Annotated in this window: 22 protein-coding genes and 1 pseudogene; 7 read left to right on the top strand and 16 right to left on the bottom strand. The window is 70.6% G+C overall.

What is annotated here, in order from left to right; genetic code table 11:
* Positions 1-405: 405 nt before the first annotated feature.
* Positions 406-963: pseudogene (locus ACWGJB_RS17405) on the top strand (serine/threonine-protein kinase); the annotation flags it as partial.
* Positions 964-1133: 170 nt separating this feature from the next.
* Here ACWGJB_RS17405 and ACWGJB_RS17400 read toward each other — a convergent pair.
* The 3 genes from ACWGJB_RS17400 to ACWGJB_RS17390 form a co-directional block, all read right to left on the bottom strand.
* A complete protein-coding gene (locus tag ACWGJB_RS17400; RefSeq protein ID WP_453381000.1) occupies positions 1134-2096 on the bottom strand; it encodes an electron transfer flavoprotein subunit alpha/FixB family protein in 963 nt (320 codons plus the stop codon).
* 57 nt (positions 2097-2153) lie between these two features.
* Positions 2154-2939: an electron transfer flavoprotein subunit beta/FixA family protein gene (locus tag ACWGJB_RS17395; RefSeq protein ID WP_388416965.1), complete on the bottom strand. Its 786-nt coding sequence runs from the start codon at positions 2937-2939 to the stop codon at positions 2154-2156.
* Positions 2940-3153: 214 nt separating this feature from the next.
* A complete protein-coding gene (locus ACWGJB_RS17390) occupies positions 3154-4695 on the bottom strand; it encodes a 3-hydroxyacyl-CoA dehydrogenase (RefSeq protein WP_453380999.1) in 1542 nt (513 codons plus the stop codon).
* A gap of 475 nt (positions 4696-5170) precedes the next feature.
* On the opposite strand from ACWGJB_RS17390, the gene ACWGJB_RS17385 reads away from it, so the two are divergent.
* From ACWGJB_RS17385 to ACWGJB_RS17375, 3 genes are all read left to right on the top strand, one after another.
* A complete protein-coding gene (locus tag ACWGJB_RS17385) occupies positions 5171-6073 on the top strand; it encodes a LysR family transcriptional regulator (RefSeq protein WP_319752742.1) in 903 nt (300 codons plus the stop codon).
* A 117-nt stretch (positions 6074-6190) separates the two neighbouring features.
* Complete coding sequence (locus tag ACWGJB_RS17380) at positions 6191-7414, top strand: acetyl-CoA C-acetyltransferase (RefSeq protein WP_453380998.1); 1224 nt, start codon at positions 6191-6193, stop codon at positions 7412-7414.
* 84 nt (positions 7415-7498) lie between these two features.
* Positions 7499-7957 (top strand): MaoC family dehydratase, encoded by a 459-nt coding sequence (locus ACWGJB_RS17375; RefSeq protein ID WP_319752698.1) that lies wholly within the window; start codon positions 7499-7501, stop codon positions 7955-7957.
* A gap of 73 nt (positions 7958-8030) precedes the next feature.
* Here ACWGJB_RS17375 and cofC read toward each other — a convergent pair whose 3' ends face one another.
* The 13 genes from cofC to ACWGJB_RS17310 form a co-directional block, all read right to left on the bottom strand.
* Positions 8031-8912, bottom strand: a complete 882-nt coding sequence (gene cofC, locus ACWGJB_RS17370) for a 2-phospho-L-lactate guanylyltransferase (RefSeq protein WP_453380997.1) — start codon at positions 8910-8912, stop codon at positions 8031-8033.
* The gene (locus tag ACWGJB_RS17365; protein ID WP_453380996.1) at positions 8909-11509 is read right to left on the bottom strand and encodes a bifunctional FO biosynthesis protein CofGH; all 2601 of its coding nucleotides are present in this window, start codon (positions 11507-11509) and stop codon (positions 8909-8911) included. Before ACWGJB_RS17365 ends, cofC begins: the two co-directional genes overlap by 4 nt.
* A gap of 2 nt (positions 11510-11511) precedes the next feature.
* Entirely contained in the window at positions 11512-12666 is a 1155-nt protein-coding gene (locus tag ACWGJB_RS17360) for an acyl-CoA dehydrogenase family protein (RefSeq protein WP_453380995.1), read from the bottom strand.
* Positions 12667-12743: 77 nt separating this feature from the next.
* Positions 12744-13397, bottom strand: coding sequence for an enoyl-CoA hydratase/isomerase family protein (locus ACWGJB_RS17355; RefSeq protein WP_453380994.1), 654 nt, complete (start codon positions 13395-13397; stop codon positions 12744-12746).
* Positions 13394-14458, bottom strand: coding sequence for an LLM class flavin-dependent oxidoreductase (locus ACWGJB_RS17350; RefSeq protein ID WP_453380993.1), 1065 nt, complete (start codon positions 14456-14458; stop codon positions 13394-13396). The genes ACWGJB_RS17355 and ACWGJB_RS17350 overlap by 4 nt, the downstream gene beginning before the upstream one ends.
* A 128-nt stretch (positions 14459-14586) precedes the next feature.
* A complete protein-coding gene (locus ACWGJB_RS17345) occupies positions 14587-14910 on the bottom strand; it encodes an NIPSNAP family protein (RefSeq protein ID WP_453380992.1) in 324 nt (107 codons plus the stop codon).
* Positions 14907-15575: an NADPH-dependent F420 reductase gene (gene npdG / locus ACWGJB_RS17340; protein WP_319752705.1), complete on the bottom strand. Its 669-nt coding sequence runs from the start codon at positions 15573-15575 to the stop codon at positions 14907-14909. Before npdG ends, ACWGJB_RS17345 begins: the two co-directional genes overlap by 4 nt.
* A gap of 90 nt (positions 15576-15665) precedes the next feature.
* Positions 15666-16472 carry an IclR family transcriptional regulator gene (locus ACWGJB_RS17335; RefSeq protein WP_453380991.1) on the bottom strand — a complete coding sequence of 269 codons (807 nt, stop codon included), beginning with the start codon at positions 16470-16472 and terminating at the stop codon, positions 15666-15668.
* Positions 16473-16499: 27 nt separating this feature from the next.
* Positions 16500-16970: a VOC family protein gene (locus tag ACWGJB_RS17330; protein ID WP_351812294.1), complete on the bottom strand. Its 471-nt coding sequence runs from the start codon at positions 16968-16970 to the stop codon at positions 16500-16502.
* A gap of 114 nt (positions 16971-17084) precedes the next feature.
* Positions 17085-18707 carry an AMP-binding protein gene (locus ACWGJB_RS17325; RefSeq protein ID WP_453380990.1) on the bottom strand — a complete coding sequence of 541 codons (1623 nt, stop codon included), beginning with the start codon at positions 18705-18707 and terminating at the stop codon, positions 17085-17087.
* Positions 18689-20137, bottom strand: a complete 1449-nt coding sequence (locus ACWGJB_RS17320) for an aldehyde dehydrogenase family protein (protein WP_453380989.1) — start codon at positions 20135-20137, stop codon at positions 18689-18691. Before ACWGJB_RS17320 ends, ACWGJB_RS17325 begins: the two co-directional genes overlap by 19 nt.
* Before the next feature lie 24 nt (positions 20138-20161).
* Positions 20162-21049, bottom strand: coding sequence for a TIGR03619 family F420-dependent LLM class oxidoreductase (locus ACWGJB_RS17315; RefSeq protein ID WP_319752710.1), 888 nt, complete (start codon positions 21047-21049; stop codon positions 20162-20164).
* Positions 21050-21077: 28 nt separating this feature from the next.
* Positions 21078-22274, bottom strand: coding sequence for a CaiB/BaiF CoA transferase family protein (locus tag ACWGJB_RS17310; RefSeq protein WP_453380988.1), 1197 nt, complete (start codon positions 22272-22274; stop codon positions 21078-21080).
* A 683-nt stretch (positions 22275-22957) separates the two neighbouring features.
* Here ACWGJB_RS17310 and ACWGJB_RS17305 point away from each other — a divergent pair.
* The 3 genes from ACWGJB_RS17305 to ACWGJB_RS17295 all read left to right on the top strand — a co-directional run bounded on the left by ACWGJB_RS17305 (position 22958) and on the right by ACWGJB_RS17295 (position 24596).
* Complete coding sequence (locus tag ACWGJB_RS17305) at positions 22958-23836, top strand: ABC transporter substrate-binding protein (protein WP_453380987.1); 879 nt, start codon at positions 22958-22960, stop codon at positions 23834-23836.
* A 40-nt stretch (positions 23837-23876) separates the two neighbouring features.
* Entirely contained in the window at positions 23877-24179 is a 303-nt protein-coding gene (locus ACWGJB_RS17300; RefSeq protein WP_453380986.1) for a muconolactone Delta-isomerase family protein, read from the top strand.
* Between the two features lie 216 nt (positions 24180-24395).
* Positions 24396-24596: a hypothetical protein gene (locus ACWGJB_RS17295; RefSeq protein ID WP_453380985.1), complete on the top strand. Its 201-nt coding sequence runs from the start codon at positions 24396-24398 to the stop codon at positions 24594-24596.
* Positions 24597-24700 lie beyond the last annotated feature (104 nt).

Genomic DNA, 24700 nt, shown 5'->3' with positions numbered 1-24700 from the left:
CATCAGGCACAAGATCATCTGACACCTGCAGAACTCTGCCGCCCTGAGACCCAACTGCCAAGCCCCACAAGCGAACTCATTCTGAAATGATCAGTAAGTCGAGCGGCGTGAAGTGGATGCGGAGCATGCAGGCCTCTTTCGTGATGGTGCGGGGGGGGTGGCCGAGGCGATGCGCGGCAAAGGTCAGCGAAGCGGTACGGGTCATCCATGGGGACGAGGGGCGAGCGCCCTTGGTTGACTGCGCTGTCGCCACCGGCAGACCCGACCGCACACGCCGACGACGGAGGGACCCGTACGGTCCTGTTCCGGAACCGCCGCGGCTGAAAATGTGTCTCTCAAAGCACGCATGGTCCAGCCGCTTCGGGAGTTGGTCAGGTACGGCGGCACGCCGTCTGGGGGGATGACGTGAGCACATGGGTGGTGCCCGGATACACCGACTCTCTCGAACTCGGGTCGGGTGCGAGCGGTCGTGTCGTGCTGGCCGTGCACGCGGACACCGGCGTACGGGTCGCGGTGAAGTACCTCAGCGAGTCCCTGCGCACGCGGCCTGGTTTCGTGCACGATTTCCGGGCGGAGGCGCGCCTGCTCGGCGAACTGCAGAGCCTGTACGTGGCCGGCCTGTACGAGTACGTGGAGAGCCCGCAGGGCGCCGCCATCGTCATGGAACTGGTGGACGGTGTCTCGTTGCGGACGCTGCTGACCCGTCAGGGGCCACTCGATCCCGAGGCCGCGCTCGTCCTTCTCAAGGGATCACTGCTCGGTCTCGCCGACGCACACCGCATCGGCGTCGTCCACCGCGACTACAAGCCGGAGAACGTCCTGGTCGAGACGGACGGATCGTCCAAGCTCGTCGACTTCGGTATCGCGGTGGACGCCGGCACCAGCGCGGGTATGGCCGGAACCCCGTCCTACATGGCCCCCGAGCAGTGGACCGGCTCCCCCGCCTCCTGCGCCGCGGACGTGACGACCATGCCACAAGCCGGTTCACAGGACTGGGCGCTCCATGACACTCTGCCCCGATCGATGTGCGGTGTCGCCGTCAGTGCCTTCGGGGGTTCAGGGGAATGTGGCGAACGGGAGAGGCTCCCCCTCGGTGTCGTCCACACACTCGCGGTGCGCGGGTTTCGACGCGATCAGGCCTTGCGGGCCCGGATCTCCTCCGTGAGACGGGGCACGACCTCGAACAGGTCGCCGACCACGCCGTAGTCGGCCAGGTCGAAGATCGGTGCCTCGGCGTCCTTGTTGATCGCCACGATCGTCTTCGAGGTCTGCATGCCGGCCCGGTGCTGGATCGCGCCCGAGATACCCGCCGCGACATACAGCTGCGGTGACACGCTCTTGCCCGTCTGGCCGATCTGGTGCGCGTGCGGGTACCAGCCGGAGTCGACGGCCGCGCGGGACGCGCCCACCGCCGCGCCGAGCGAGTCGGCCAGGGCCTCGATGATCCGGAAGTTCTCCGCTCCGTTGACACCGCGGCCGCCGGCGACGACGGTCTCCGCCTCCGTCAGCTCCGGGCGTCCCGTCGATTCGCGCCGGGTCCGCGAGGTGATCGTGGTGCCGGTCGCCTGGTCCGAGAAAACCACCGCCAGCTCCTCGATCGTGCCGGCGGCCGGGGCGGCCTCCACCGGGGCCGAGTTGGGCTTGACGGTGATGACCGCGATGTCCCGGGTCACGCGCGAGCGGGTGGTGAAGGCGGCGGCGAACGCCGACTGCGTGGTGACCGGCCCCTCGGGGCCGGCCTCGACGTCGACGGCGTCGGTGACCAGGCCGGCGCCGACGCGCAGCGCCAGGCGGGCGGCGATCTCCTTGGACTCGGCCGAGGAGGGCAGGAGGACCGCGGCCGGGGACACGGCGGCGCAGGCGGCCTGCAGCGCGTCGACCTTGGGGGCCACCAGGTAGTCGGTGTACTCGGGGGCGTCGTGCGCGAGGACCTTGACCGCGCCGTTGTCGCCCAGGATCTTGGCGGCGGCCTGCGCGCCGGCGCCGAGATACACGGCGACCGGCTCGCCCAAGCGGCGGGCCAGCGTGAGCAGTTCGAGGGTGGGTTTGCGCACGGCTCCGTCGACGTGGTCGACGTAGACGAGGATGTCAGTCATGGACGTGTCTCCTGCGAAGGAAGAAGAAGGATGTGGGCGGGTGGGCGTCGGCTGGACTCAGATGTACTTCTGGGCCGCCAGGAACTCCGCGAGCTGCTTGCCGCCCTCGCCCTCGTCATTGACGATCGTGCCTGCGGTGCGGGCCTGGCGCTCGGCCACCGCCTCGACCGCGGTCCAGGCGCCCTTGAGGCCCACCTCGTCGGAGTCGATGCCGAGATCCGACAGGTCGAGCGACTCCACCGGCTTCTTCTTGGCCGCCATGATGCCCTTGAACGACGGGTAGCGGGCCTCACCGGACTGGTCGGTCACGGACACGACCGCCGGCAGGGACGCCTGAAGCCGCTCGGACGCCGCGTCGCTGTCCCGGCGGCCCGTGACCTGACCGTCGGCCACCGAGACCTCGGACAGCAGGGTGGCCTGGGGGACGTCCAGGCGCTCCGCCAGCAGTGCGGGCAGGACCCCCATGGCGCCGTCGGTGGAGGCCATGCCGCAGACGACGAGGTCGTAGCCGATGTGTTCGAGGGCCTTGGCGAGCACGAGCGAGGTGCCCAGCGCGTCCGTGCCGTGCAGGTCGTCGTCCTCCACGTGGACGGCGCGGTCGGCGCCCATGGAAAGCGCCTTGCGCAGCGCCTCCTTGGCGTCCTCGGGCCCCACCGTCAGTACGGTGATCTCCGCGTCGTCCGACTCGTCGGCGATCTGGAGGGCCTGCTCGACCGCGTACTCGTCGAGCTCCGAGAGAAGACCGTCGACGTCTTCACGGTCGACCGTCGAGTCGTCGGCGAAGTGCCGGTCGCCGGTCGCGTCGGGCACGTACTTCACACACACCGCGATCCTCAGGGGCATGACTGTTCTTCCTTCTGCTTGTGCGTTGCCGTGCGATTCGTTCGTCGTGCCGGGGGGCGCGGGCCGTACTCCGCCGTCCGGTCCGACAGGGCTCTGGCCGTGGGTGGCGTTCGGCGTTCGGCGTTCGGCGGCCGGCGTCGGGCCCGTCGGAGGAGGCTCGGCCGCGCGGGCCACAGCGATCCGTTCCCGAGGGCGGTGCGGGGGGGCGCTTGCCTCAGGCGCCGGCGATCGGCGGGACGGCGCCCGGTTCGGTGAGCGGCAGGCCGAGATGCGCGCGCTCGGTGACCCAGCGGGTCGGCCGGTACCGCGGGTCACCGGTGCTGCGGTGGAGCCCTTCCTGGAGGGCGAGCAGGCGCTGGGCCCCAATGCGGTCGCCCCAGGCCAACGGGCCGACGGGATAGCCGAGTCCCGCCGTGACCGCGATGTCGATGTCGCCGGGGGCCGCGATGGAGCGCTCCGCGACGGAGGCCGCCACCGAGATGATCGACGCCAACACCCGCTGGGCGACCGAGCCCGCCGTGTCGCGCACGACGGACACCGGGACGGCCGCCGCACCGCCGGCGGCCCGCGCCAGCACCGCGCGCGCGTCGCGCACCGCGGTCTCGTCGGACGCCGGGGTCATGGACAGCACCCGGCGACGGGCGGTGAGGGACAGCGGGTCGACGCCCAGCGTGCGCTCGGCCGGCAGACCGTCCTCGGCGATCGCGGAGGCGACGGTCGTTCCCCAGACCGGGGACAGCACGAGAGCCTGCGCCGAGGGCGCGGATGCCTTTTCGAGGGCCGCCCCCGACTCGCTGAGCGCCGTGCGCAGAGTGTCGCTGTCCCGGCTCTCGCCGGCGACCCACACCGGCCGGTCGGCATCGCCGGTGACCGGTTGTTCCGGCAGGTCGGCGGGGGCCGGGATGCCGGGCCCGTACGCGTAGAAGCCGCGCCCGGTCTTGCGGCCGTGCAGGCCCGCCGCTACCCGGTTGGGAGCGAGGTAGGAGGGGCGCAGCCGGTCGGAGTGCCAGAAGCCCTGCCAGATGGAGTCGGTCACCGCGGCGGTCACGTCCAGGCCGGTCAGGTCCATCAGCTCGAAGGGGCCCATGCGCAGTCCGAGGACGTCGCGGACGATGCGGTCGATGCCCGTCGTGTCGCAGACGGACTCCTCCAGCAGCGCGAAGGCCTCGGTGAGCAGGCCGCGGCCGACGTGGTTGATCAGGAAGCCGGGGGTGTCCGACGCGACTACCGCGGCGTGTCCGGTACCCCGGACCAGTTCGACGAGGGTCTGGGGGATCTCGGGGCGGGTCAGCGCGCCCGGAATGACCTCGACGATCTTCATCAGCGGCACGGGATTGAAGAAGTGCAGGCCGCAGAGGCGGGACGGATCGAGGAGTCCCGACGCGATCTGCGTCACGGGCAGCGAGGACGTGTTGGTCGCGAAGATCGCACCCGCGGGCAGGACGTCCTCCAGCTGCCGGAACAGCTCCGTCTTGGTGGCCAGGTCCTCGCGGACTGCCTCGATGACGAGCTCCACGTCGTCGCCCGGCGCGGCCGGCGAGTCCACCGGGAGCAGCCGCGCCGCAGCGGCTCCGGCGGCCTCATCGGTCATCCGCTGCTTCTGCGCGGCGCGTTCGAGCATGCGCCTGACGAACCCGATGGCCTCGCCCACGGCCTCCTGCCGTACATCGGCGAGTTCGACGGTGTGGCCGGCGACCGCCGCCCACTGGGCGATACCGCGGCCCATGGCACCGGCGCCGACAATCCTGATTCGCATGTGGATCTCGCCTCCCTCTCGGTTCTCGGATTTCCGCGCCCGCTCCAGTGGTGCGGGAGCCGGATCCGTCCTGCTGACCCGGTCGTTGCGGTCCGCAGCCGCCGGTGGAAACGCCCGCCCTCCCTGCCTCCCGCGCCCGGGCCGCGGTGACACCCGACACATCGTGGCCCGGGCGCGGTGACCACCCACCGCCGACGCACCCCTCGGACCGCCGTCGGCCTGACTGCTCCGCTCTGGGAGACGCAAGTCCGCGCGAACGGCCGCCGTCCGAGGCGGACGGACGTGTCCGCCGGTGTGCCACGCCAGAACGCCCGTCACATGTCGCCAGGCCGGTCCTGCGCGGAGCGGTTGGGCGGACGGTCTTACGGTGCCAGCCGTAATCCATTAATGTCCAATACTAAATGGCACACGCTTTGAGACGTTCATTCGATGAATGACCGGGATTCGTCCCGGAGTCAGAACAGTGGGAACCACCATGGAACTGCGCCGCCTGGTCGCCTTCGTAGCCGTCGCCGAAGAGCTGCACTTCGGCCGCGCCGCCAAGCGGCTCCAGATGGCCCAGCCGCCGCTGAGCCAGCAGATCCGGCAGTTGGAGAAGGAGCTGGGGGTCCAGCTCTTCGAGCGCAACACCCGCTCGGTCAAGCTCACCAGCGCCGGCCAGTCCTACCTGGAGCCGGTGCGTACCGTGCTCAAGGACCTCGACCTGGCCACACGGGCCGCCAGGGCCGCCGGGCTGGGCCAGTACGGGCAGGTGACCGTGGGCTTCGCCGGCGCCTCCAGCCATGAGAGCCTGCCCCGGCTGACCCGGGCCGTCAGGGCCGTCCACCCCGGCATCGAGCTGGTCCTGAAGGGGCAGACCTACGCCAACGCGGCCCTTGCGGGCGTCGCGGAGGGCTCGCTGGACCTCGGTTTCGTACGGCTTTCGGCCACTCCCCCGGGCGTGACACTGCGGGTCATCGGAGAGGAGGAGATGATCTGCGCGCTGCCCTCCTACCATCCCCTGGCCCAGCGCGATCGCATCCCGATCGCCGCCCTGGGCGAGGAGCCCTTCGTGAGTTTCCCCGCCAACGCCGGGTCCAGCCTGCGCGACGCGACGTTCCAGGTCTGCGACACGGCCGGGTTCACGCCGCGGGTGGTCCAGGAGGCTCCGGACTCCCACACCATCCTGGCGCTGGTGGCCGCCGGGGTCGGGGTGACGCTGACCCTGACGTCCTGCCTGCACGTCCAGCAGACCGGCCTGGTGTACCGCCCGCTGGCCGGGCCTCCCATCCGGCTCCAGGCGGCGCTGGCCTGGCGTACGGACAATCCGTCGGCCGCGCTGCACTCGGTCCTCGCCGTGGCCGAGGACGCCCTGCCGACCCCCACCCTGAGCACCTAGACGATTTCCGTCCGAGTCTGACGTGAATCAGGTATTGGATCTTCTTGGTGTCGGAGTGCGAGGCTCGACGGGAACGGTTCCGCCGTAGAACTTCCCCCACCAGGGAAAGGCAGTCGCATGTCCGAACAAGCCGATGTCGTCATCTGCGAGCCGCTGCGAACGCCGATCGGCCGCTTCGGCGGCGCGCTCGCGGGCCAGCGGGCGGCCGGTCTCGCGGCGCTCGTCATCGCCGAGATCGTCGGCCGCACCGGGATCGACCCCGAGCGGATCGACGAGGTGATCCTCGGACACGCCTACCCGACCTCCGACGCCCCCGCGATCGGGCGGGTCGCCGCCCTCGACGCGGGGCTGCCCGACTCGGTCACCGGCATCCAGGTCGACCGCCGTTGCGGATCGGGCCTCCAGGCCGTCCTCGACGCCGCCATGCAGATCCGCAGCGGCTTCAGCGATGTGGTCGTCGCGGGCGGGGTGGACGTCATGAGCGCGGCCCCCTTCTACACCCACGACGGCCGGTGGGGCATCAAGACGCCGAGCCTCGAACTCCACGACTCGCTGGCGCGCGGCCGGGCCACCGCCGGCGGTGTCAACCACCCCGTCCCCGGCGGCATGATCGAGACCGCGGAGAACCTCCGCCGCGCGTACTCCATCTCCCGCGAGGACCAGGACGCCCTCGCGGTGCGCTCCCAGCAGCGCACCGCGGCCGCCATGGCGGCCGGGCTGTTCAAGGACGAGATCGTCCCCGTCGCGGTGCGCACCCGCAAGGGCGAGGTCACCGTGACCGAGGACGAGCATCCCCGCCCCGGCACGACGGCGGAGCAACTGGCCGCGCTCCGGCCGATCATGGGCAGGTCCGACCCGGAGGCGACCGTCACCGCGGGCAACGCCAGCGGTCAGAACGACGCGGCGGCCGCGTGCCTGGTGACCACCCGCGCCACGGCCCAGCGGCTGGGCCTGACCCCGCTGGTGCGACTGGTGTCCTTCGCCCGCGCCGGGGTGCCTGCCGAGACCATGGGGCTAGGCCCGGTGCCTGCCACCCGCAAGGCCCTGGAGAGGGCCGGGCTCTCGCTCACCGACATGGGCCTGATCGAGCTCAACGAGGCCTTCGCCGCCCAGGTACTGGCCTGCACACGGGTGCTGGGTCTGACCGACGCCGACCACGAGCGGATCAACGTCAACGGCTCCGGCATCTCGCTCGGCCACCCCGTCGGGGCGACCGGTGCCCGGATCCTGGCCACCCTGGTGCGCGAGATGCACCGCAGGGGGATCCGCTACGGCCTGGAGACGATGTGCATCGGCGGAGGCCAGGGCCTGGCCGCGGTGTTCGAACACATCACCGGCTGACGCCCCACCGGACCGTAGGCACCGGTCGGCCGATGGCCGGCCGTCATCCAACGAGGCACTGAGCCAAGGAAACCGGAGTCCATCGTGACACTGACCGTCAACGGCATACCGGAGATCGCGAAGCTGGCCGGCCGCGACCTCGGACACTCCGAGTGGAGGGAAGTCACCCAGGCGCTCATCGACACCTTCGCGGCGGTCTCCGGCGACGGCCAATGGATCCACACCGACGTCGAGCGCGCGGCCGAAGGCCCGTTCGGGCGCACGATCGCGCACGGCTACATGGTGCTCAGCTGGGGCATCCCCATGGTGGCGGAGCTCCTCCAGGTCACCGGCGTGGGCATGGCCCTCAACTACGGTGTGAACAAGGTGCGTTTCCCCACGCCCGTGCCGGTCGGCAGCAGGATCCGCCTGCACGCGGAGATCACCGAAGTTCGCGAGGTGAGCCGGGGCGGGATCCAGGTGCACCGCGCCTTCACCTTCGAACTCGAAGGATCCGACAAGCCCGCCTGCGTCGCGGAGTCCCTCACGCACTACTACCCGTAAAGAGAGCCCTCCCCGGACAACAACGACCTTGGCGGCCAGGCACCCTCGATTCCTCTGGCCGCCAAATTCGTTCCTATGCCTCCGGCGGGTGACGTGCGACGCCCGGCAGAACTGCGCCCCCGGCCGCGAACCCGGCCACCTGTCCGTCACCCGCGCCGTCACGGTCCGGCGGCGGCGCGGGACGGCCGAAGACGTCGGGGAGGTACGAAGCATCCACGAGCGACGATACGGGCCTCAGATGGGCGAGTACGTCCGAGAGGTGGGTGTGTCGTGCCAGGGGTGGCACGAGGGCGAGGTGGGCGAGACAGTCGAGGTCGTAGCGCAGCGCGGCGAGGCCGGGTTCGGTCAGTTCGACGGCGCCGGAGCGGCGGTGGGCCCGGCGGGAGCCGTTTCCGTAGACCGGACCGAGCGCGTGTCCGGGACGCGCGGTGAGGAGCGTGGTGCCCTCGTCGTCCGCGTCGGGGAGGAACGCCCGGTCATGGGCGCCGGCCTCGGCCAGGGCCCCGGCGAGGACCGCGGGTTCGATCAGCGGCAGGTCGGCGGGGAGCGCGGCGACACCGCACCCGGGATTTCCGGCGCGGGCGGTCAGTTCGCCTTGGCGCAGGGCTCCGTTGAGACCCTGGCCGGTCCCGAGGACGTGTCCGACACCGAGGCCGGCGACGGGTTCGAGGTCCTGGATCCGGTCGACCACGACGATCACCGTGGACACGCCGGGCGTGTGCCGCGCGGCGGCCACGGTGTCGCGGAACAGGGCACTCGCGACCCGCTGTCGGTCACGGGAGTCGAGTGCGAGGCGGCTCTTCGCCAGGCGGAGGTCCTTCTGCGGGATGACAACGGCCCAACGCACTTCGGAGCGCGCACGGTTGTCGCGGTGTCCGCCCATGCCGGCCGGGTGGTGGGCCCGGCCGTCCGCACCCCCGTCCGCGTGGCCGTGGTCGTGCCGGCCGGTGGTCATCGTACGAATCCGACACTCAGGGGTACGACCCGGTGGACTTCCGTGTCGAACCGGCGGGCCGCTTCCGCGCGTTCCGCGCTGACCTGGCCGTAGGTCGTCGAGCGCTGCCGGGCCGGCCGGCCGGCCGCTGCGGCGAGGGCCTCGATGTCCGCGATGGTCTTCATCGACCCGTTCGTCGAGCCCGCCATCCGGCTGATGGTCTCCTCCATCAGCGTCCCGCCCAGGTCGTTGGCACCCCCGCGCAGCATCTGTTCGCACTGCTCGGGCGACAGCTTGACCCACGAGCACTCGATGTTGTCGATGTACCCGTGCATCAGCAGGCGCGCGAGGGCGTGGACAGCCCGGTTGTCCCGGTGGGTCGGGCCCGGCCGGGCGATCCCGGCGAGGTAGATCGGGGAGGAGTGGTGCACGAAGGGCAGCGGTACGAACTCGGTGAACCCGCCCGTCTCCCGCTGGATGTCGACCAGCGTCCGCAGGTGCCCGACCCAGTGCCGGGGCTCGTCGACGTGTCCGTACATCATGGTCGCGGTCGTGGGGATCCCCAGTCCGTGCGCGGTCTTCACCACCCGGATCCACTCCGCGGCGGGGAGCTTGCCCTTGGTCAGGATCCAGCGGATCTCGTCGTCGAGGATCTCCGCCGCGGTGCCCGGCACGGAGTCCAGCCCCGCCTCGCGCGCCCCGGCCAGCCACTCGGACACGGAGATCCCCATCCGGGACGCGCCGCTGATGATCTCCATCGGGGAGAACGCGTGCAGGTGCATGTCGGGGCAGCGTTCCTTGACCGCGCGGGCGAGGTCGTGGTGGACGCTGCTGGGCAGGGCCGGGTCGATACCGCCCTGCATGCATACCTCCGTCGCGCCCACGGCCCAGGCCTGTTCGACCCGGTCGCCGACCTCGCCCAGCGACAGCCGGTAGGCGTCCGCGTCGGTCTCCCGCTGCGCGAACGCGCAGAACCGGCAGCCGACGTAGCAGACGTTACTGAAGTTGACGTTCCGGTTGACCACGTAGGTGACGGTGTCACCGACTGCGGACCGGCGGACCTGGTCCGCCAGCCGGCACATCGCGTCGAGCTCCGGACCGTCCGCATGGGCCAGCGCCAACGCCTGCGCGTCCGTGATGCCCGCAGGGTCTCGCTCGGCCGCCCGCAGGGCGTCGGCGACGTCGCTGTCGAGGCGCTCCGGCGCACTCGTGCCGGCCCCGGTGGGGAGGCTGCTGACCTGGTCGGCAAGGACCTGCCAGTCGCCGAACGCGTTGTCGAAGTCACCGCGCGCGGTGGTAAGGCGGCCTTCCCGGTCGATCGCGGTGTGCAGGTCGGTACGCCCGGACGAGACGGCCTCGGCGGCTTCCTGCCACGGCCTGCCCACCGGCAGCACGTCGGCGGCGAGGCCGGTGTCCGGGTCGGCGAGTGCCCGCAGGTGCGGCTGGACGCGGGCGTCCGCCCACGGGCTGCCCGCACGGATGTACTCCGGCTGCGCCGCGAGGCGTTCACGCAGTTCGAGTCCGGCTCCGGCGGTGAGTTCCGCGAGGCGCTCCAGCTGCGGCCAGGGCCGTTCCGGGTTGACGTGGTCGGGTGTCAGGGGTGACACGCCGCCCCAGTCGTCGACGCCTGCCGCGAGCAGGAGCCGCAGCTCGTTCGGGTCGGACAGGTTCGGCGGGGCCTGGATCCGCATCTTCGGCCCCAGCAGGATCCTCGCGACCGCGATCGCCGCGAGGTACTCCTCCAGGTCCGCGTCCGGCACCGACTTCATGGCCGTGTCCGGCTTGGCCCGGAAGTTCTGCACGATCACTTCCTGGACCGCCCCGTACTGCCGGGCGATGCGGCGGATCTCCAGGATCGACTCGACCCGGTCCTCGGCGCTCTCGCCGATACCGATCAGGATCCCCGTCGTGAAGGGGATACTGCTACGGGAGGCGTCCTCGATCGTCCGCAGCCGCACCGCGGGGTCCTTGTCCGGGGACCCGTAGTGGCAGCCCCCCGACTCCGCCCACAGCGACCGTGCCGTCGACTCCAGCATCAGGCCCATCGACCCTGCGACGGGCTTCAGCCGCTGCAGTTCCGTCCAGCTCATCACCCCGGGGTTCAGATGCGGGATCAGGCCGGTCTCCTCCAGCACCAGGATCGCCATCGCCCGCACATACGCCAGGGTGTCCTCGTAGCCGTGTACGTCCAGCCACTCCCGGGCGGCCTTCCACCGGGCCTCCGGACGGTCCCCGAGCGTGAACAGGGCCTCCTTGCAGCCCAGTCGGGCTCCCTCCCGGGCGATGTCGAGGACCTGCCCGGGCGTGAGGTAGGCCTCCTCGACCCGGCCCGGGGTGGTCGCGAACGTGCAGTAGTGGCACCGGTCCCGGCACAGCCGGGTCAGCGGTACGAACACCTTCCTGCTGTAGGTGACGATGCCGGGCCGCCCCGCGTCGAGGAGACCCGCCGAGCGCACGGACCCGGCGACCTCGCACAGCGAGGCCAGGTCGTCGCCGCGCGCCCCGAGCAGGGCCGCCGCCTCCCGGCGGTCGATGTTCTTGCCCGCCCTGGCCCTGGCCAGGGCACGGCGTACGGGTGTGGAAGTCACCGCGGTCTCCTCACGTGGACGCTCGTGCATGGTCAGTGGGCTCGCAGGCCCATGGACCGCGCGATGAAGTTCAGCTGCACCGACGGCGGTCCGGCCACGACCCGGGCGATGATCCCGTCCGAGTGGTGCATCGGCAGCGTGTGGTCGCGGACGTAGCCGTACGCGCCCTGCAGCTGCACCGCCAGCGCCGACGCCTCGGCGTAGATCTGGCCGCACAGGAACTTGGCCATCGTGCTCTCTGTCTCGCACGGCAGGCCCGCGTCGAAGAACGCCGCCGACCGCTGCACCGCGCAGCGGGCCGCGTCCTTGCGGACGAACATCTCCGCGAGCGGCAGCGTCACACCCTGGTACGACGAGATCGTCTTCCCGAACTGCTCGCGCTCGTTGGCGTACTCGACCGTCATGTCCAGGACCTGTCCGACACTGCCCAGGAACCCCGAGCTGATCATGATCCTCTCCAGGACCAGCCGCTCCTTCAGGATCTGCCAGCCCTGGCCCGGCTCGCCCAGCAGGGCCTCGTCGGGGACCAGCACGTCGTGGAGGAACACCTCGTAGATCCCGCTGATGTTGCGGCCCAGGGCCGGCATCCGGCGGATCTCCACACCCGGGTGGTCCGAGGGGACCAGGAAGACGGCGAGGTCGTCGCGCTTGCGGCCGCTGTCGCCGGTCTTCGCGAACAGCTCCATCACCGTGCCCGGGATCCCCGCACCCTCGCAGTAGGTCTTCTGCCCGTTCAGCAGCCAGCCGCCCTCGACGCGTTCCGCCGTCGTCGACACGCTCGCCGCGTCCGAGCCGACGTCCGGCTCCGAGACCGCGATGGAGAACCTGCCGTCGCCGCGCAGCACGGGCTCGGCGTACTTCTCCTGCTGTTCGAGGGTGCCCCAGCGGATCAGGTCGCGGATCCCGCTGATGTTCAAGTTCAGCAGCGCGACCAGGTCCGAACTCGCCCGCCCGACCTCCTCGCACAGCGCGATCAGCAGGCCGGCCATGCCCTCGAGGGGTTCGTCGTCCGCGACGATGTCGTACCAGCCCAGCTTGGCGATCTCGCGGTAGAGGTGCTCGGGGTAGGAGCCCTCCTCGTCCCAGATCCGCACGTCACGCTGGGGAGCGTGACGTGCGATCACCGCACGGGCCGTGGCCCGCAACTGCTCCTGATCCTCGGATTCGATGAAGGGGTTCGCGCTCATGGTTGTCGCCTTTCCGAAGGGGATCGGGCGGCCGGGTGGATCGGGTGGTCCGAACGGTGCGGTCGCCGCGGGGGAAGTCAGGTGGTGAGAGCCGTCCGAAGGGTCCGGACAAGATCGGACGGTGCGGCCGCGAACTGCTCGGCGAGGTGCCGGGCCCGGTGGCCGAGGTCCACGGCCTCGACTACGTCGACCAGGCCGAGCCGGGCCAGGTCGTCTCCGGTGAAACGTTCATCCGCCACCAGCAGCCGGAACGCCGCCGCGGGACCGACGGCGGCCCGCAGGCGGCGGACCGTCTGGTCCGGGGGCAGGAAGCCCAGCCGGAGCTCCGGGAAGCGGAACATCGCGCCCGGAGTCGCCAGCGTGACCACGGCAGCGACGGCCAGGGCCCATCCGCCGCCGACGGCCGGGCCCTGCACGGCGGCGACCGAGGCGGGGAACGCTTCGACGAGGTCGCACGCCTCCTCGATCAGTTGCCGGCGCAGGCCGGGCCGGCCCACCGCGGTGCCGTCGTCCGACCGCACGTCGGCACCCGCGCAGAAGGCCGGGCCCTCCGCCTTCAGCAGCAGGACGTCGACGCCCTGTCCGCGGGCGTCCTTGAGCGCCGCGACCAGCTGCTGGAGCAGCGGGATGTTCATGGCGTTGCGCGCGTCGGGGCGGTTCAGCGTCACCGTCGCGACGCCGCTCACGATCTCCGACAGGCACAGCGGTGTCTGGTCCGCAACGGCGTTCATATGAGCTCCGCAAGGACTTCGGTGGTGAGCAGGTCCACGGCTTCCGCCGGGTCCGGGCCGACGGGGGCTCCGACGTATGCCTCGGTGAAGCCGGCCCCGCGGGCGTAGTCGAGGAGTTCGGCGAGCAACGCGATGCAGTCGCCGGGCGTTCCCGAGATGACGAGCTGGTCGGCCACGTACTGGGGCAGGAGTTCGGCCGCTGCGGCGATGCCCTTGCCCGCGTGGACGGCCTCGCGGGTCGCCGCGTAGTCGGACTGTTCGAAGCCGACCTGCTGCAGGCTCTCGTGCGGCTGCTGGGAGACGATCAGGGCGGCCTGCCAGCGGGCGGCGGCGTTGGCGCGGTCGCGGTCCGCCGAGACGGACACGTTCACTCCGTATATGCGGGTGAACTCCGGGCGGTCGCTGCGCTCCCGGCCGGCGTCGAGGCGGGCCAGGTTGCTGACCGCGTCGAACTGGCCGCTGCGGAAGGCCGCGAGGCTGTGCGCCGGGAAGTTGCTCGCGCAGATCACGCCGTCGGCCAACTCGCCCGTCATCTCAAGGACCTTGGGACCCGTGCCAGCCACGATCACCCGGACCGCGGGGTCGTCGACCCAGTCGAGGGACGCGCGACCGTCCGCACGCAGGCCCAGGTCCGCGCAGGTGAGGGGATAGTCGCCCATGCGGACGCTCTCACCCCGCCAGAGCGCGCGGCAGAACCTGATGAGTTCGGCGACGCGGCCGACGGGCTGCCCCCGCTCCATCAGGGCGCGCACCAGGCCACCGCCGGTGCCGATCCCCATGCTCACCTGGCGGCCCGCCGGCATGAACTCGGCCAACGTGGCCATCGTGGACGCCTGTTCCAGGGGGTTGCGCCCGAACGGGAACGTCACCGCAGTGCCGACACCGGCACCGGTCCTGGCCGCGATCGCCCCCAGGACGGCGCCCACTCCTCGCGACTGCATCTGGTCGGTGACCCAGATCGTCTCGAAGGTCCGAGCGGCGACCTCGGCGACCTCGACCAGGCTCGGTCCACCTGCCCAGGCGTGTAGCTGAATGCCCTTGATCATCGACTCTCGATTCACGATGGTGAACTTTGTCCACAATGCTGAATAAAAGGGATGCGCGAATCCATTCCGGCCGAGATTTCGAACATCGGTCGGCCGGTCATGGCGAGGCCGAATGCACGACCGCATCCGGCCTCGCCGGAGAATCAGCGACGAGCTGCCACGTAGTCGGGCTCAGTGAGATACGTGCTCACGATTTCCTCGATCAACAGGCCATCGGCCTCACTGCGTTCCTTCAGCTCGATCCACCGCGGATCCGCCCTGAAGGCATCCCAGAACACGACTGCTGCGTTCACGTCATCGAACGCGCACAGATAGTAGATCCGCCGCCGGTCGTCGACGACGTGCCAGAAACCCCTGAGGTCCAGACCGAATTCCCTGAAGAGGTCCAGGGTCTCGTCGGCGAAGCGCCGGTGCAGGTCCTGAGTCCGGTCCGGCAGCGCGATGTACTCGCGCAGTTCGAGGATCATGCCGGGATCCCGGAGACCGAGACGCCCGAACGGGTCTTGTAGCGCCGGTTGATGTTGATGAGGACGGCGGTGAGCGGCTCCAGCTGACGGGCCAGGCGCAGGACACCGCCATCGATGCCGGGGCGGCCGGTGATCGTCGCGGCGAGGGCGGCGACCTTCTCCTTGGCGTCCTTGTCGTCGCCGACCACCAGGACGTCCTCGTGACCGAGGGGGCCCTCGGCCTCCCACAGGGAGACGGCGGACAGGTGGTGGAACGCGCCGACGACCACGGCGTCGGGCACGAGCCTCTGCGTCTGCTCGGCGGCGCTGCCATCCTCGACGTCCAGGCCGTACGCGCCGCGCTTGTCGAAGCCGAGCGGGTTGACGCAGCTGATGACCAGCTTCCCCGCCAGCACCGGCGCGAGAGCCCCGATCAGTTCCTCGTGGCCGTCCCACGGCACGACGATCAGGACGGCCTCGGCCGCCTCGACGGCACCCCTGTTGTCCAGGCCGAGGACGTCGACGGCCGAGCCGACCCGCGCGCGGATCTCGGCCGCGGCCTCCTCTGCGCGCCCGGCCGAGCGGGATCCGATGACGACCTTGTGGCCGGCGCGGGCGAAGTGCAGGGCCAGGCCCTTGCCCTGTGGACCGGTACCTCCCACAACGGCGATAGTGTGGCTGTCCATGGTTCGTGCTCCTCAAGAAGGTGTCCGCGACCGGCGGTGCGGGTTCACAGGCCCGGCGGTGCGGGCGCCGGGCCTGTGAGTCTGGTGGGATCAGCCGGCGGATCGCTCCGGGCCCGCCTCCGGGTAGTCGGCCGGTACCCGGCCGCCACTGCGCACCGTGATGGCACGCGCGGCGGTGACCAGGTACGGGGCCAACTCGTCAATGTCCTGCGGCGTGAGATCCGTTCCCATGCCGAGCAGGCTGATCACGAGGCAGGGCTGCCCGTCACGGTCGAAGACGGGGAAACCCATGACGTTCAGCTCGGGGGCGTACTCCCCGAAGACGACTCCGAAACCGCGGGAGCGCACTTCCTCGCGGCGCGAATCATCGTCCGCGGCCGGCACGCCGTCACGCCACGCGTCCGTCAGCCGGCTGAGCAGCGGCGCGTCCCGGTCGAACCGGGAGCCGATCTCGATGGTGATCTTGATGTCCTTGCGGCTCTCGATCTTCGCGATCGCGGTGAAGTGCCCGTCGGGCATCGGCGAGATCGCGAGACACGCCAGCTCGGTCCGCTCGGCCAGCCGCTCCATGAACGGCCGTGCCTCGGCGACCGGGGTGGTCCTGGTGACCGCCGCCACGCCGTACTCCACGAGCAGCGGTCCCAGGTTGTAGCGCCGGGTGTCGGAGCTGTACTCGATGAGACCTTCACTGACCATCGTCCGGATCAGGTTCGACGCCGTGCTCTTGGCCAGCCCACACGATTTGGCGAGTTCGGTGACCGTCGCCCCGTCGGCGTGCCGGACCAGGTGGTCGAGTACCCGTACCGTGCGCGACACCGCCGGCACGAGAACCCCGGCTCCCTGGTCGGCATCGTCGTCGACGACCACGTCGCTGGATTCGGAAGGCCCCTTCGCCACGTCTCCTACTTTCCGGTCAGGGAAGTCTCAGTGCTTGGCTGAGTCCCCTACCAACTCGACAAAGTGGAACAGCGTACCGTCGGGGTCCGCCGCGAAGAGGATCTTCCACCCGTTCACCCCGTCGGGAGCCATGACGGTCTGAGGGGTGTGCAGGAACTTGACGCCCGCGACGCTCAGGCGGTCGTACTCGCCCTGGATGTCGTCCGTGAGGATCGAGAAGCGGCACAGGCCGGGGTTGACGGTGTCGGCGACGGACCGCTCGCGGGTCGCCGGCACGTCGCGCCACTCGATGATGTCGAGCATCGCCTCATCGGGCGCGTTGTTCAGGCGCATGTGCGCGAAGCGCAGCTTGCTGCCCTGGTCGATCATGAACGCCCGCGCGAGGTTGGCGTCGTCGACCTCCTTGTCCTGCACGACCTCGAAGCCCACGAGTCGGTAGAACTCGATGGTGCGGTCCATGTCGGTGACGTTGAGACCGACATGCCAGAATCTACGCATAGGTGGTCCCTCTCGTGATGTGTGTCTGTACGTGATGTGTGTCTGCAGGTGCCATCCGGGCACGCGCGCCGCCGGGCGGCCGTCTCGGGCGGCAGCGCCGCGGAAGGGAGCCGGTCAGTGCCGGGCCGGAGCGAGTTCGCGCCGCAGGAGCTTCCCGGTCTCCGTCCTCGGCAGGGACGAGACCACTTCGAACTCACGGGGTTTGGCGTGCGGCCCGACCGTGGCGGCCACCAGGTCGCACAGCTCCGAGCGGAGCGCCTCACCGACCTCACCGCCGGCCTCACCGTCGGTGAACCGCAGGAAGACCTTCACCCGCTGACCGATCCTGTCGTCCGGGATGCCGACCGCGGCGGCCTCGGCCACCAGCGGGTGGTTCACCAGGGCGTCCTCAATCTCCGAGGGGCCGATCCGGTAGCCGCGGCTCTTGATGACGTCGTCCGCGCGGCCCAGGTACTCCAGGCGCTGTCCATGAGCACGCCTGGCCAGGTCGTTCGTCCGGTGCCAGTCGCCGGCCGGGGGCACCGGGCCCTCGGTCCTCGCATCCCAGATCCCCAGTAGCGCGACCGGGTCGGGAAGCCGCAGGGCGATCTCGCCGACCTCACCGTGGGCGACCTCCCGGCCGTCCTCGCCGAGCAGCGCGATGGTGTGACCCGGATACGGGGCACCCATCGTGTCGTCGTCGACGGAGCCCAGCGCCGCCGAGTCACCGATGAGACCGTTCGCCTCGGTCTGGCCGTACGCCTTGTTCACGGCCTGCGACAGGTGCAGCCGGGACCACGCCATCTCCGAGCGCCCCGCCGGCTCGCCGCCGGTGACGACGGCACGCAGCCTGCGCTCGGGCGCCCGGCCGTTCGCCTGCAACAGGCGCAGGACGGAAGGCGGCAGGAAGGCGGTCGTGACGCCGCACCGCGCGAACAGGTCCAGCGTGGCGTCCGCATCGAAATGCGTCTGCCGCTGCGCGACGACCGGGACGCCGAACGACCACGGGACGAGGAGCCCCAGCATGAGGCCGCCGATCCACCCCCAGTCGGCCGTCCCGTAGTAGACGTCCCTGGGCTGGAACAACTCGAAGGCGTAGTCCACTCCGGCGTGGCCGAGCAGCACCTGGTGGCCGTGCAGGATGCCCTTGGGCGGACCGCTGGTGCCCGAGGTGTACATCAGCAGGGCGGGGTGCGTCGGACCGGCCGGCCAGGGTGCGTCGGAGTGGTCGTCGCCCTTCCGGCCGGCGATCCCCTTCCCCTCGGTACCGTCGACCGTCAGCACGACCCGGCCCTCGACGTCGCAGCCCGTCGACCGCAGCCGCTCAAGACCCAGCCCGTCGGTGACGAGCACCTTCGCCCCAGAGTCGCTCAGGCGGTGGGCTACCGAGCCGCCGGCCATGAGCCGCGGGATCGGAAGGAGCACCGCCCCGGCGGCCAGCACTCCGAAGACGGCCTCCGCCGCGGCCGGCGAGGGGTCGAGGTAGAGCGCGACCCGGTCGCCCGGGGCGACGCCCTGTGCCCGCAGTACGTCGCCGATCCGCAGCGCGGCCCTCTGGACCTCGCCGAACGTGATCTCGCCGACTTCCTGCGGTCCGGCCGTGAGAACGGCCACCGCGTCCGGATCCTGCGCGAAGAGCGCATCCTGGGCGATCGAGTAGTCCGGAGCGGGTGACCACCGGGCGAGGCCCCGCAGTTCCCGCAGGCGGGCGACGACCGGGACGTCGGCGCCCTGCGGCGCTAGTCCAGACGTGCCCATACGCTCTTCTCCTTCGTGAAGCTCTCGATCGCGCTGCGACCGAGGTCACTGCCGTAGCCGCTGTGGCGGAACCCGCGGTACGGCGAGGCCGGGTTGAGCACGCCCCAGCTGTTGATCCACACGTTCCCCGCGTCCAGCGTCCCCGCGAAGCGCAGGGCCCGGCCGACATCGCGGGTGAACACACCGGCCGCGAGGCCGTAGATCGTGTCGTTCGCCAGCTCGACCGCCTGCTCCTCGCCCTCGAACGGCAGCACACCGAGGACGGGGCCGAAGATCTCCTCGCGAGCGATCCGCATGTCCGGGGCCACGTCCGCGAACAGCGCCGGCCGGTAGAAGAAGCCCGGACCCTCTGCTGGAGCCTCGGTGCTGCCCGCCAGCAGACGGGCACCCTCCTCGGCGCCCGACACCACGTAGGAGTGAACCGAGTCGCGCTGCGCCGCGTTGACCAGCGGGCCGATCTCCGTCTCGGGGTCGAGCGGGTCGCCGACCCGGGCCGCGTCGACCCGTGCCTTGACCAGCTCCACGACCTCGTCGTAGATCGGGCGCTCGACCAGGAGCCGGCTGGGCGCGGTGCAGGTCTCGCCCTGGTTGCCGTACATGGCCGTGAAGACCACGTCGGCGACCGCCTTCGGGGAGGCGTCCGCGAAGGCGACCAGCGCCGACTTGCCGCCCAGCTCCAGGGAGGTGGTGATCAGCCGGTCCGCCGCCATCCGGCCGATCTCCTGGCCGATCTCGGTCGAACCGGTGAAGGTGACCTTGCCGACGCCCGGGTGCTGGACCAGCGCGTTTCCCGCCACCGAGCCGCGGCCCGGCAGGACGTTCACGACGCCGGCGGGGATGCCGGCCTCCAGGGCCAGCTCACCCAGCGCCACCGGCACGAGGGGTGCCAGCTGCGCCGGCTTCAGGACGATGGAGTTGCCCATCGCCAGGGCCGGCGCGATCTTCCAGATCGACTGCACGGCGGGGAAGTTCCACGGGGTGATCGCACCGACCACACCGATCGGCTCGCGCACCGTGTAGTTCAGGAAGCGGCCGGGGGCCGGGGTCGTCCGCCCCTCGATCTTGGTCACGAGGCCGGCGAAGTACTCCACGGTCTCGACCATGACCGGCAGGTCGATCGTCGCGGACTCGCGGATCGGCTTGCCCATGTCGCGGGTCTGCAGCTCGGCGAGCCGCTCCCTGTTCGCTTCGATGAGCGCCGCGTAGCGCAGCATCAGACGGGTGCGCTGCGAGGGCCGCATCCGCTGCCAGGCCTTGGCGCCGGCTCGCGCGGCCTCGACGGCGCGGGCGACGTCGTCCACGGTCGCCTCGGCGACGTTCGCGATGACGCTGCCGTCGGCGGGGTTGACGGTCTCGAACGTGGCTCCGTTCGAGGCGTCTGTGAGCTGGTCACCGAGGACCAGCGGAACACTGGAGGTGAGTGCACGCATGATCGGGTCTCCTTCGTTCGGGCCTCAGGGGAGACGGTGCGCGGTCGGCAGGACCGCCTCGGCGAGAGCCTGCAGTTCCTCCATCGCGGACTCGAGCGTGGCGTGCTCGAACGAGGTGTCGCAGATGAAGTGGGTGACACCGAGGTCGCCGTACGCCTCGATCGTCTCGGCGTTGTAGGGCGCCTTGCGTAGCGGGCGCGCGGTGAGCGTGATCTCGCTCATGTCGCGGCCGGCCTGCTCCACGTACGACTTCAGCGTGGCGAGGTAGCCCGCGTAGTCCTCCGGGCCCACGGCCAGCGGGTGCCAGCCGTCACCGATGGCGGCGATACGGCGCAGCGACGCCTCGCTGTAGCCGGCGAACCAGACCGGTATCGTGCCGCGCACGGGTTTGGGGAACATCATGAAGTCGTGCAGGTTGTAGAAGTCGCCGTCCCAGGAGACCTCGTCCTCGGTCCACATCTGGCGCATGGCCTTGACCATCTCGGTCACCCGGCGGCCGCGGTCCTTGAACGGCGCGCCCAGCGCCTCGAACTGCTCCTTCATCCAGCCGACGCCGATGGCGACGGACAGGCGGCCCTTGGACAGGACGTCGATGCTCACCAGCGTCTTCGACGTCTGTACCAGCGGGCGCCACGGCAGGATCAGGCAGGACGTGCCCAGCTCGACGGTCTCCGTCGCGGCCGCGGCCCAGGTCAGCGCGGTGAGGCAGTCCAGGTAGGGGGTTTCGGGCGCCCAGAGGAACTTGCCGTCGGCGGTGTACGGGTAGGCCGTCTCCACCTTCGTGGGCAGGGCCACGTGGTCAGTCATCCACAGCGAGTCGAAGCCGATCTTCTCCGCGTAGCGGGAGACCTCGCTGATCGCGTCCGGTCCGGCCCAGGGACCGGCGCCGGGGATCCTGATACCAACCTTCATGTGATGCTCCTGTCAGGACGTTGTGAGTTCAGCGGACGACGCGCGCGGCCAGCAGCCGTGCGATGTCTTGGTCGTTGTGGCCGAGCTCCTTGAGAAGCTCGGCGGTGTGCTCGCCCAGGGCGGTCGGCGGACGCTCCACACGGCCGGGAGTGTCCGACAGCTTGATCGGCAGGCCCGGCACCCGGACCTCGCCGAGGGCCTTGCTCTCCAGGTCGACGACCAGTTCGAGCGCGCGGATCTGGGGGTGCTCCACGGCCTCGTCGTACGCGAGGACCGGGGCGCAGATGATGTTCTGGTCGGTGAGCAGGGTGACGATGTCGTCCCGGTCACGCTCGGCGAACCAGGGTGCGAGCACCACGTCGAGTTCCTCGCGGTGGGCCAGCCGGCTCGCCGCGCTCGTGAACCGCTCGTCGTCGAGCAGGTGCTCGGCGCCGGCCGCCTTCACGAACCGCTCGAAGTGCCGGTCGTTGAAGGCGACGATGTGGACGGCCCCGCCGTCGCGCGTCGCGTACGCGTTGTACGGCGCGTAGAAGTTGCTCGCGTTGCCGACGCGCGGTGCCACGTAGTCGGCCAGCATGTACTGGCCCAGCCACGGCGACTGAAGGTGGAACAGCGAGGCCACCAGCGACACCGACCCGTTCTGGCCGGCTCCGGTCTTCTGCTTCGCGAAGAGCGAGACCAGGGCCGCGACGGCGACCAGGTATCCGGCCGAGCTGTCGGCCACCGGCGGGCCGGCCTTGATGCCGTGGCCGTCGGAGTCCCCGGTGGCCTGGATCATGCCGGTGAGGGCCTGGGCGACAGGATCCAGCGCGGGCCGGCCGGCCGACGGGCCGCTGTCGCCGTAACCGCTCACGTTCAGGCAGATCAGGTGGGGGTGGCGCTCCCGAAGCTCCTCGGCGGTCAGGCCGAACTTGGCGTGGGCAGCGGGGAGCATGTTCTCGATCAGCACGTCGGCGCCGGCGCACAGCTCGTGGAAGAGCTCCCGGCCCTCCTCCGTGCGCAGATCGAGTGCGATCGCCCGCTTGTTCCGGTTGACCCCGGCGTAGACACCGCTCATGCCGTTTCGGCCGGGGCCGAACGTACGGGACTCGTCCCCTGCGATGGGCTCCACCTTGACCACGTCGGCACCGAAGTCAGCCAGGATCGACGCGCCCAGCGGGCCCGCGACCATCGTCGCGGCGTCGATCACCCGCGTTCCTGCCAAAGCCCGAACCTGCTGAGTCATCCTTGACCACCGTGTTCATTATCTCGAACTCGCGCCAGCATTTGGAACGACGATAGGTAGGGTGTTCATCGGCGTCAAGACTCGCCTGGGGACTTCCCGAGAAGGCCCTCTCGTCCCGGGGCCCTGGCGCCGGGGCGCCGACGACCGGACCGAAGGGCCGGCGCGCAGGCCTGACACATCGCCAGATCGCTTCACCTGACGGCAACTTGGAGTCGAACTGATGGCGCATCACCGGAGAGTGGCGAGGACCCCGGCCGAGCCCGGAGGAGCCGCGAAGAGACCTCGGCCAACGGGAGTCGATCAAGGAATCCGCCGCTCGCCGGGAGTTTCGCTCACACGTCCAGCCGCACCGGCGACGGCGTGTACAGTGCTGCCGATCACCCACACCCCCGGGGAATTGGCCCGTTCTGCCGCCTTTGCCCTGCCGTGCGGGAGATCCTTCGGTACCCCGAAGCTCCCGGGTTTCCAGCGCCCCGCACGGTCGGCGGCCGGCCGCCGGGCCACCCACATCCGCACAGCGGACATGTGGCGCATTCCACACCAGCAGCATCATTCCGGCCGAGTCGCGACAGGACGTCCTTGCAGCGACACCCCCGTCCCGGACAAACCTCCGCCGGGCCCGCCCGGATGCGACCGGCGGGCGGACCGCCTACAGGACACAGCCACCTCTGAGGAAGGCGTTCATGCACACGATCGATCTCACCTACGTGGGGCGCGGTCCCCACGAGGAGCTAGTCACCTACATCGCGGACCAGCAGGACTTCTACGCCGACGCCGGTGTCCACGTCGCCCTGCGGGACGGCTCGATCTGGGACCCGGAGCGGCTGCGCCGCGGGGCCGTCATCGGCCTGGGCCGGACGCTACTGTCCCGGCTGGTCGGCGGCATCCCATGGGTCGCGCTCAATGTGAACACCCAGCAGCCCCAGTTCTGGTTCCTCGCCCGGGCCGGCCTGGACTCGCTGGCCGACCTGGCCGGGAAGCGTCTGGCCGTGCATCCGCACCACACCGGGCCCGGCTGCTTCACCCGCATCATGCTGCGCCAGGCCGGACTGGACCCGGACCGCGATGTCGAGACCATCGTCCGTGCACCCGGCGACTACGGCATGGACCTGCGCAGGCTGCACGAGGGCACGATCGACGCCGCGGTGGTGGGCGACACCCTGGTGCCCGAAGCCGTGGCCGCCGAGAACGGCTGGCGGGTGCTGGCCTTCGCCGGTGACCTCTTCCAGATCCCGACCGTCGGTGTGTCCGTCGACCCGACCTACACCGATCCGGAGGACCCCGCGGTCCAGGCCGTCGTGCTGGCCCACCGGCGCGCGCTACGCGTGATCCGGGACGAGCCCGACACCACGGTCAGGTATCTCCAGGCCTTCCTCAACGGACACACGGAAGAGGAAGTCCGGGCGCACTACGAGAGGTTCATCGCCCCGTCGTTCAGCATCGACGGTCAGGCGGACCTCGCCACCGCCGAGACGGCCGTCAAAGCGGTCGCCGCCGAACTGGGCGTGCCCGCCACGTTCACCGCGGCGGATTTCTATCGCACCCGACCCACCACGGCTTAGGCCGCGGTGTCTTTTCGCAGCATCAGAGAAAGGCCGGCTTGTGAAAGAGTTCCTGATCGAGGTCACCACCAACATTCCCGACGACACCGAGGCGGCCGAGGTCGACCGCCGTCGCGCCGCGGAGGCCGCCCGGGCCGTCGAGTTGATCGCCTCCGGCCACCTGGTCCGGATCTGGCGTCCGGTGGGTGAGATGCGCAGCATCGCCCTGTGGCGGGCCAACGACGAGGCCGAGTTGCGTGACAGGATCCTGAGCACCTTGCCGCTGTGGTCCTGGATGACGTCCGTCGTCACCCCTCTTGAGTCGCACCCGAGCGACCCTGGCAAGGCGGACACCACCGTCTGACTTTTCTTCCTCCGTGCACCTGCCCGGCTGCGGTCGGAGCGGTCGGCGGGTGTGCGGGGCAGTGCGTGCCCACGGAGGGAGACCGGGGTTCGCCGCCTGCCGCGGTCGCGAGACCGGGAAGCCGATTCCGGAAGTGGCTGGGTCCAGGCCGTCGTACGAGCCCACCGGCGCGCACTTCAGGTGATCCACGACGACGCCGACACCACGGTGCGACACATGCACACGTTCCTCGGTGGTCAGACCGCGGAAGAAGCCCGAGCTCACTACGACACGTTCATCGCGCCGTACTTCACCACGGACGGCCAGGCCGACCTCGCTGTCGGCGACAAGGCGATCACCGCGGTCGCTGCCGAACTCGGTGTCCCCGCCACCGTCACCGCGGCCGAGTTCTACCGCGCCGCGGCCACCACAGCCTAGACATCAGGACCTGTGGAACGATGTCGGCGGCGCCTGTCCGCCAGCTACGGCACGTGATCCCATCCATCTGAGCTGTCCCGGCGCCTTGGTGTTGTCGGCGCGAC

This window comes from Streptomyces sp. NPDC054813 (genome assembly GCF_053611365.1).
This window is presented reverse-complemented; position numbering and strand designations above follow the sequence as displayed.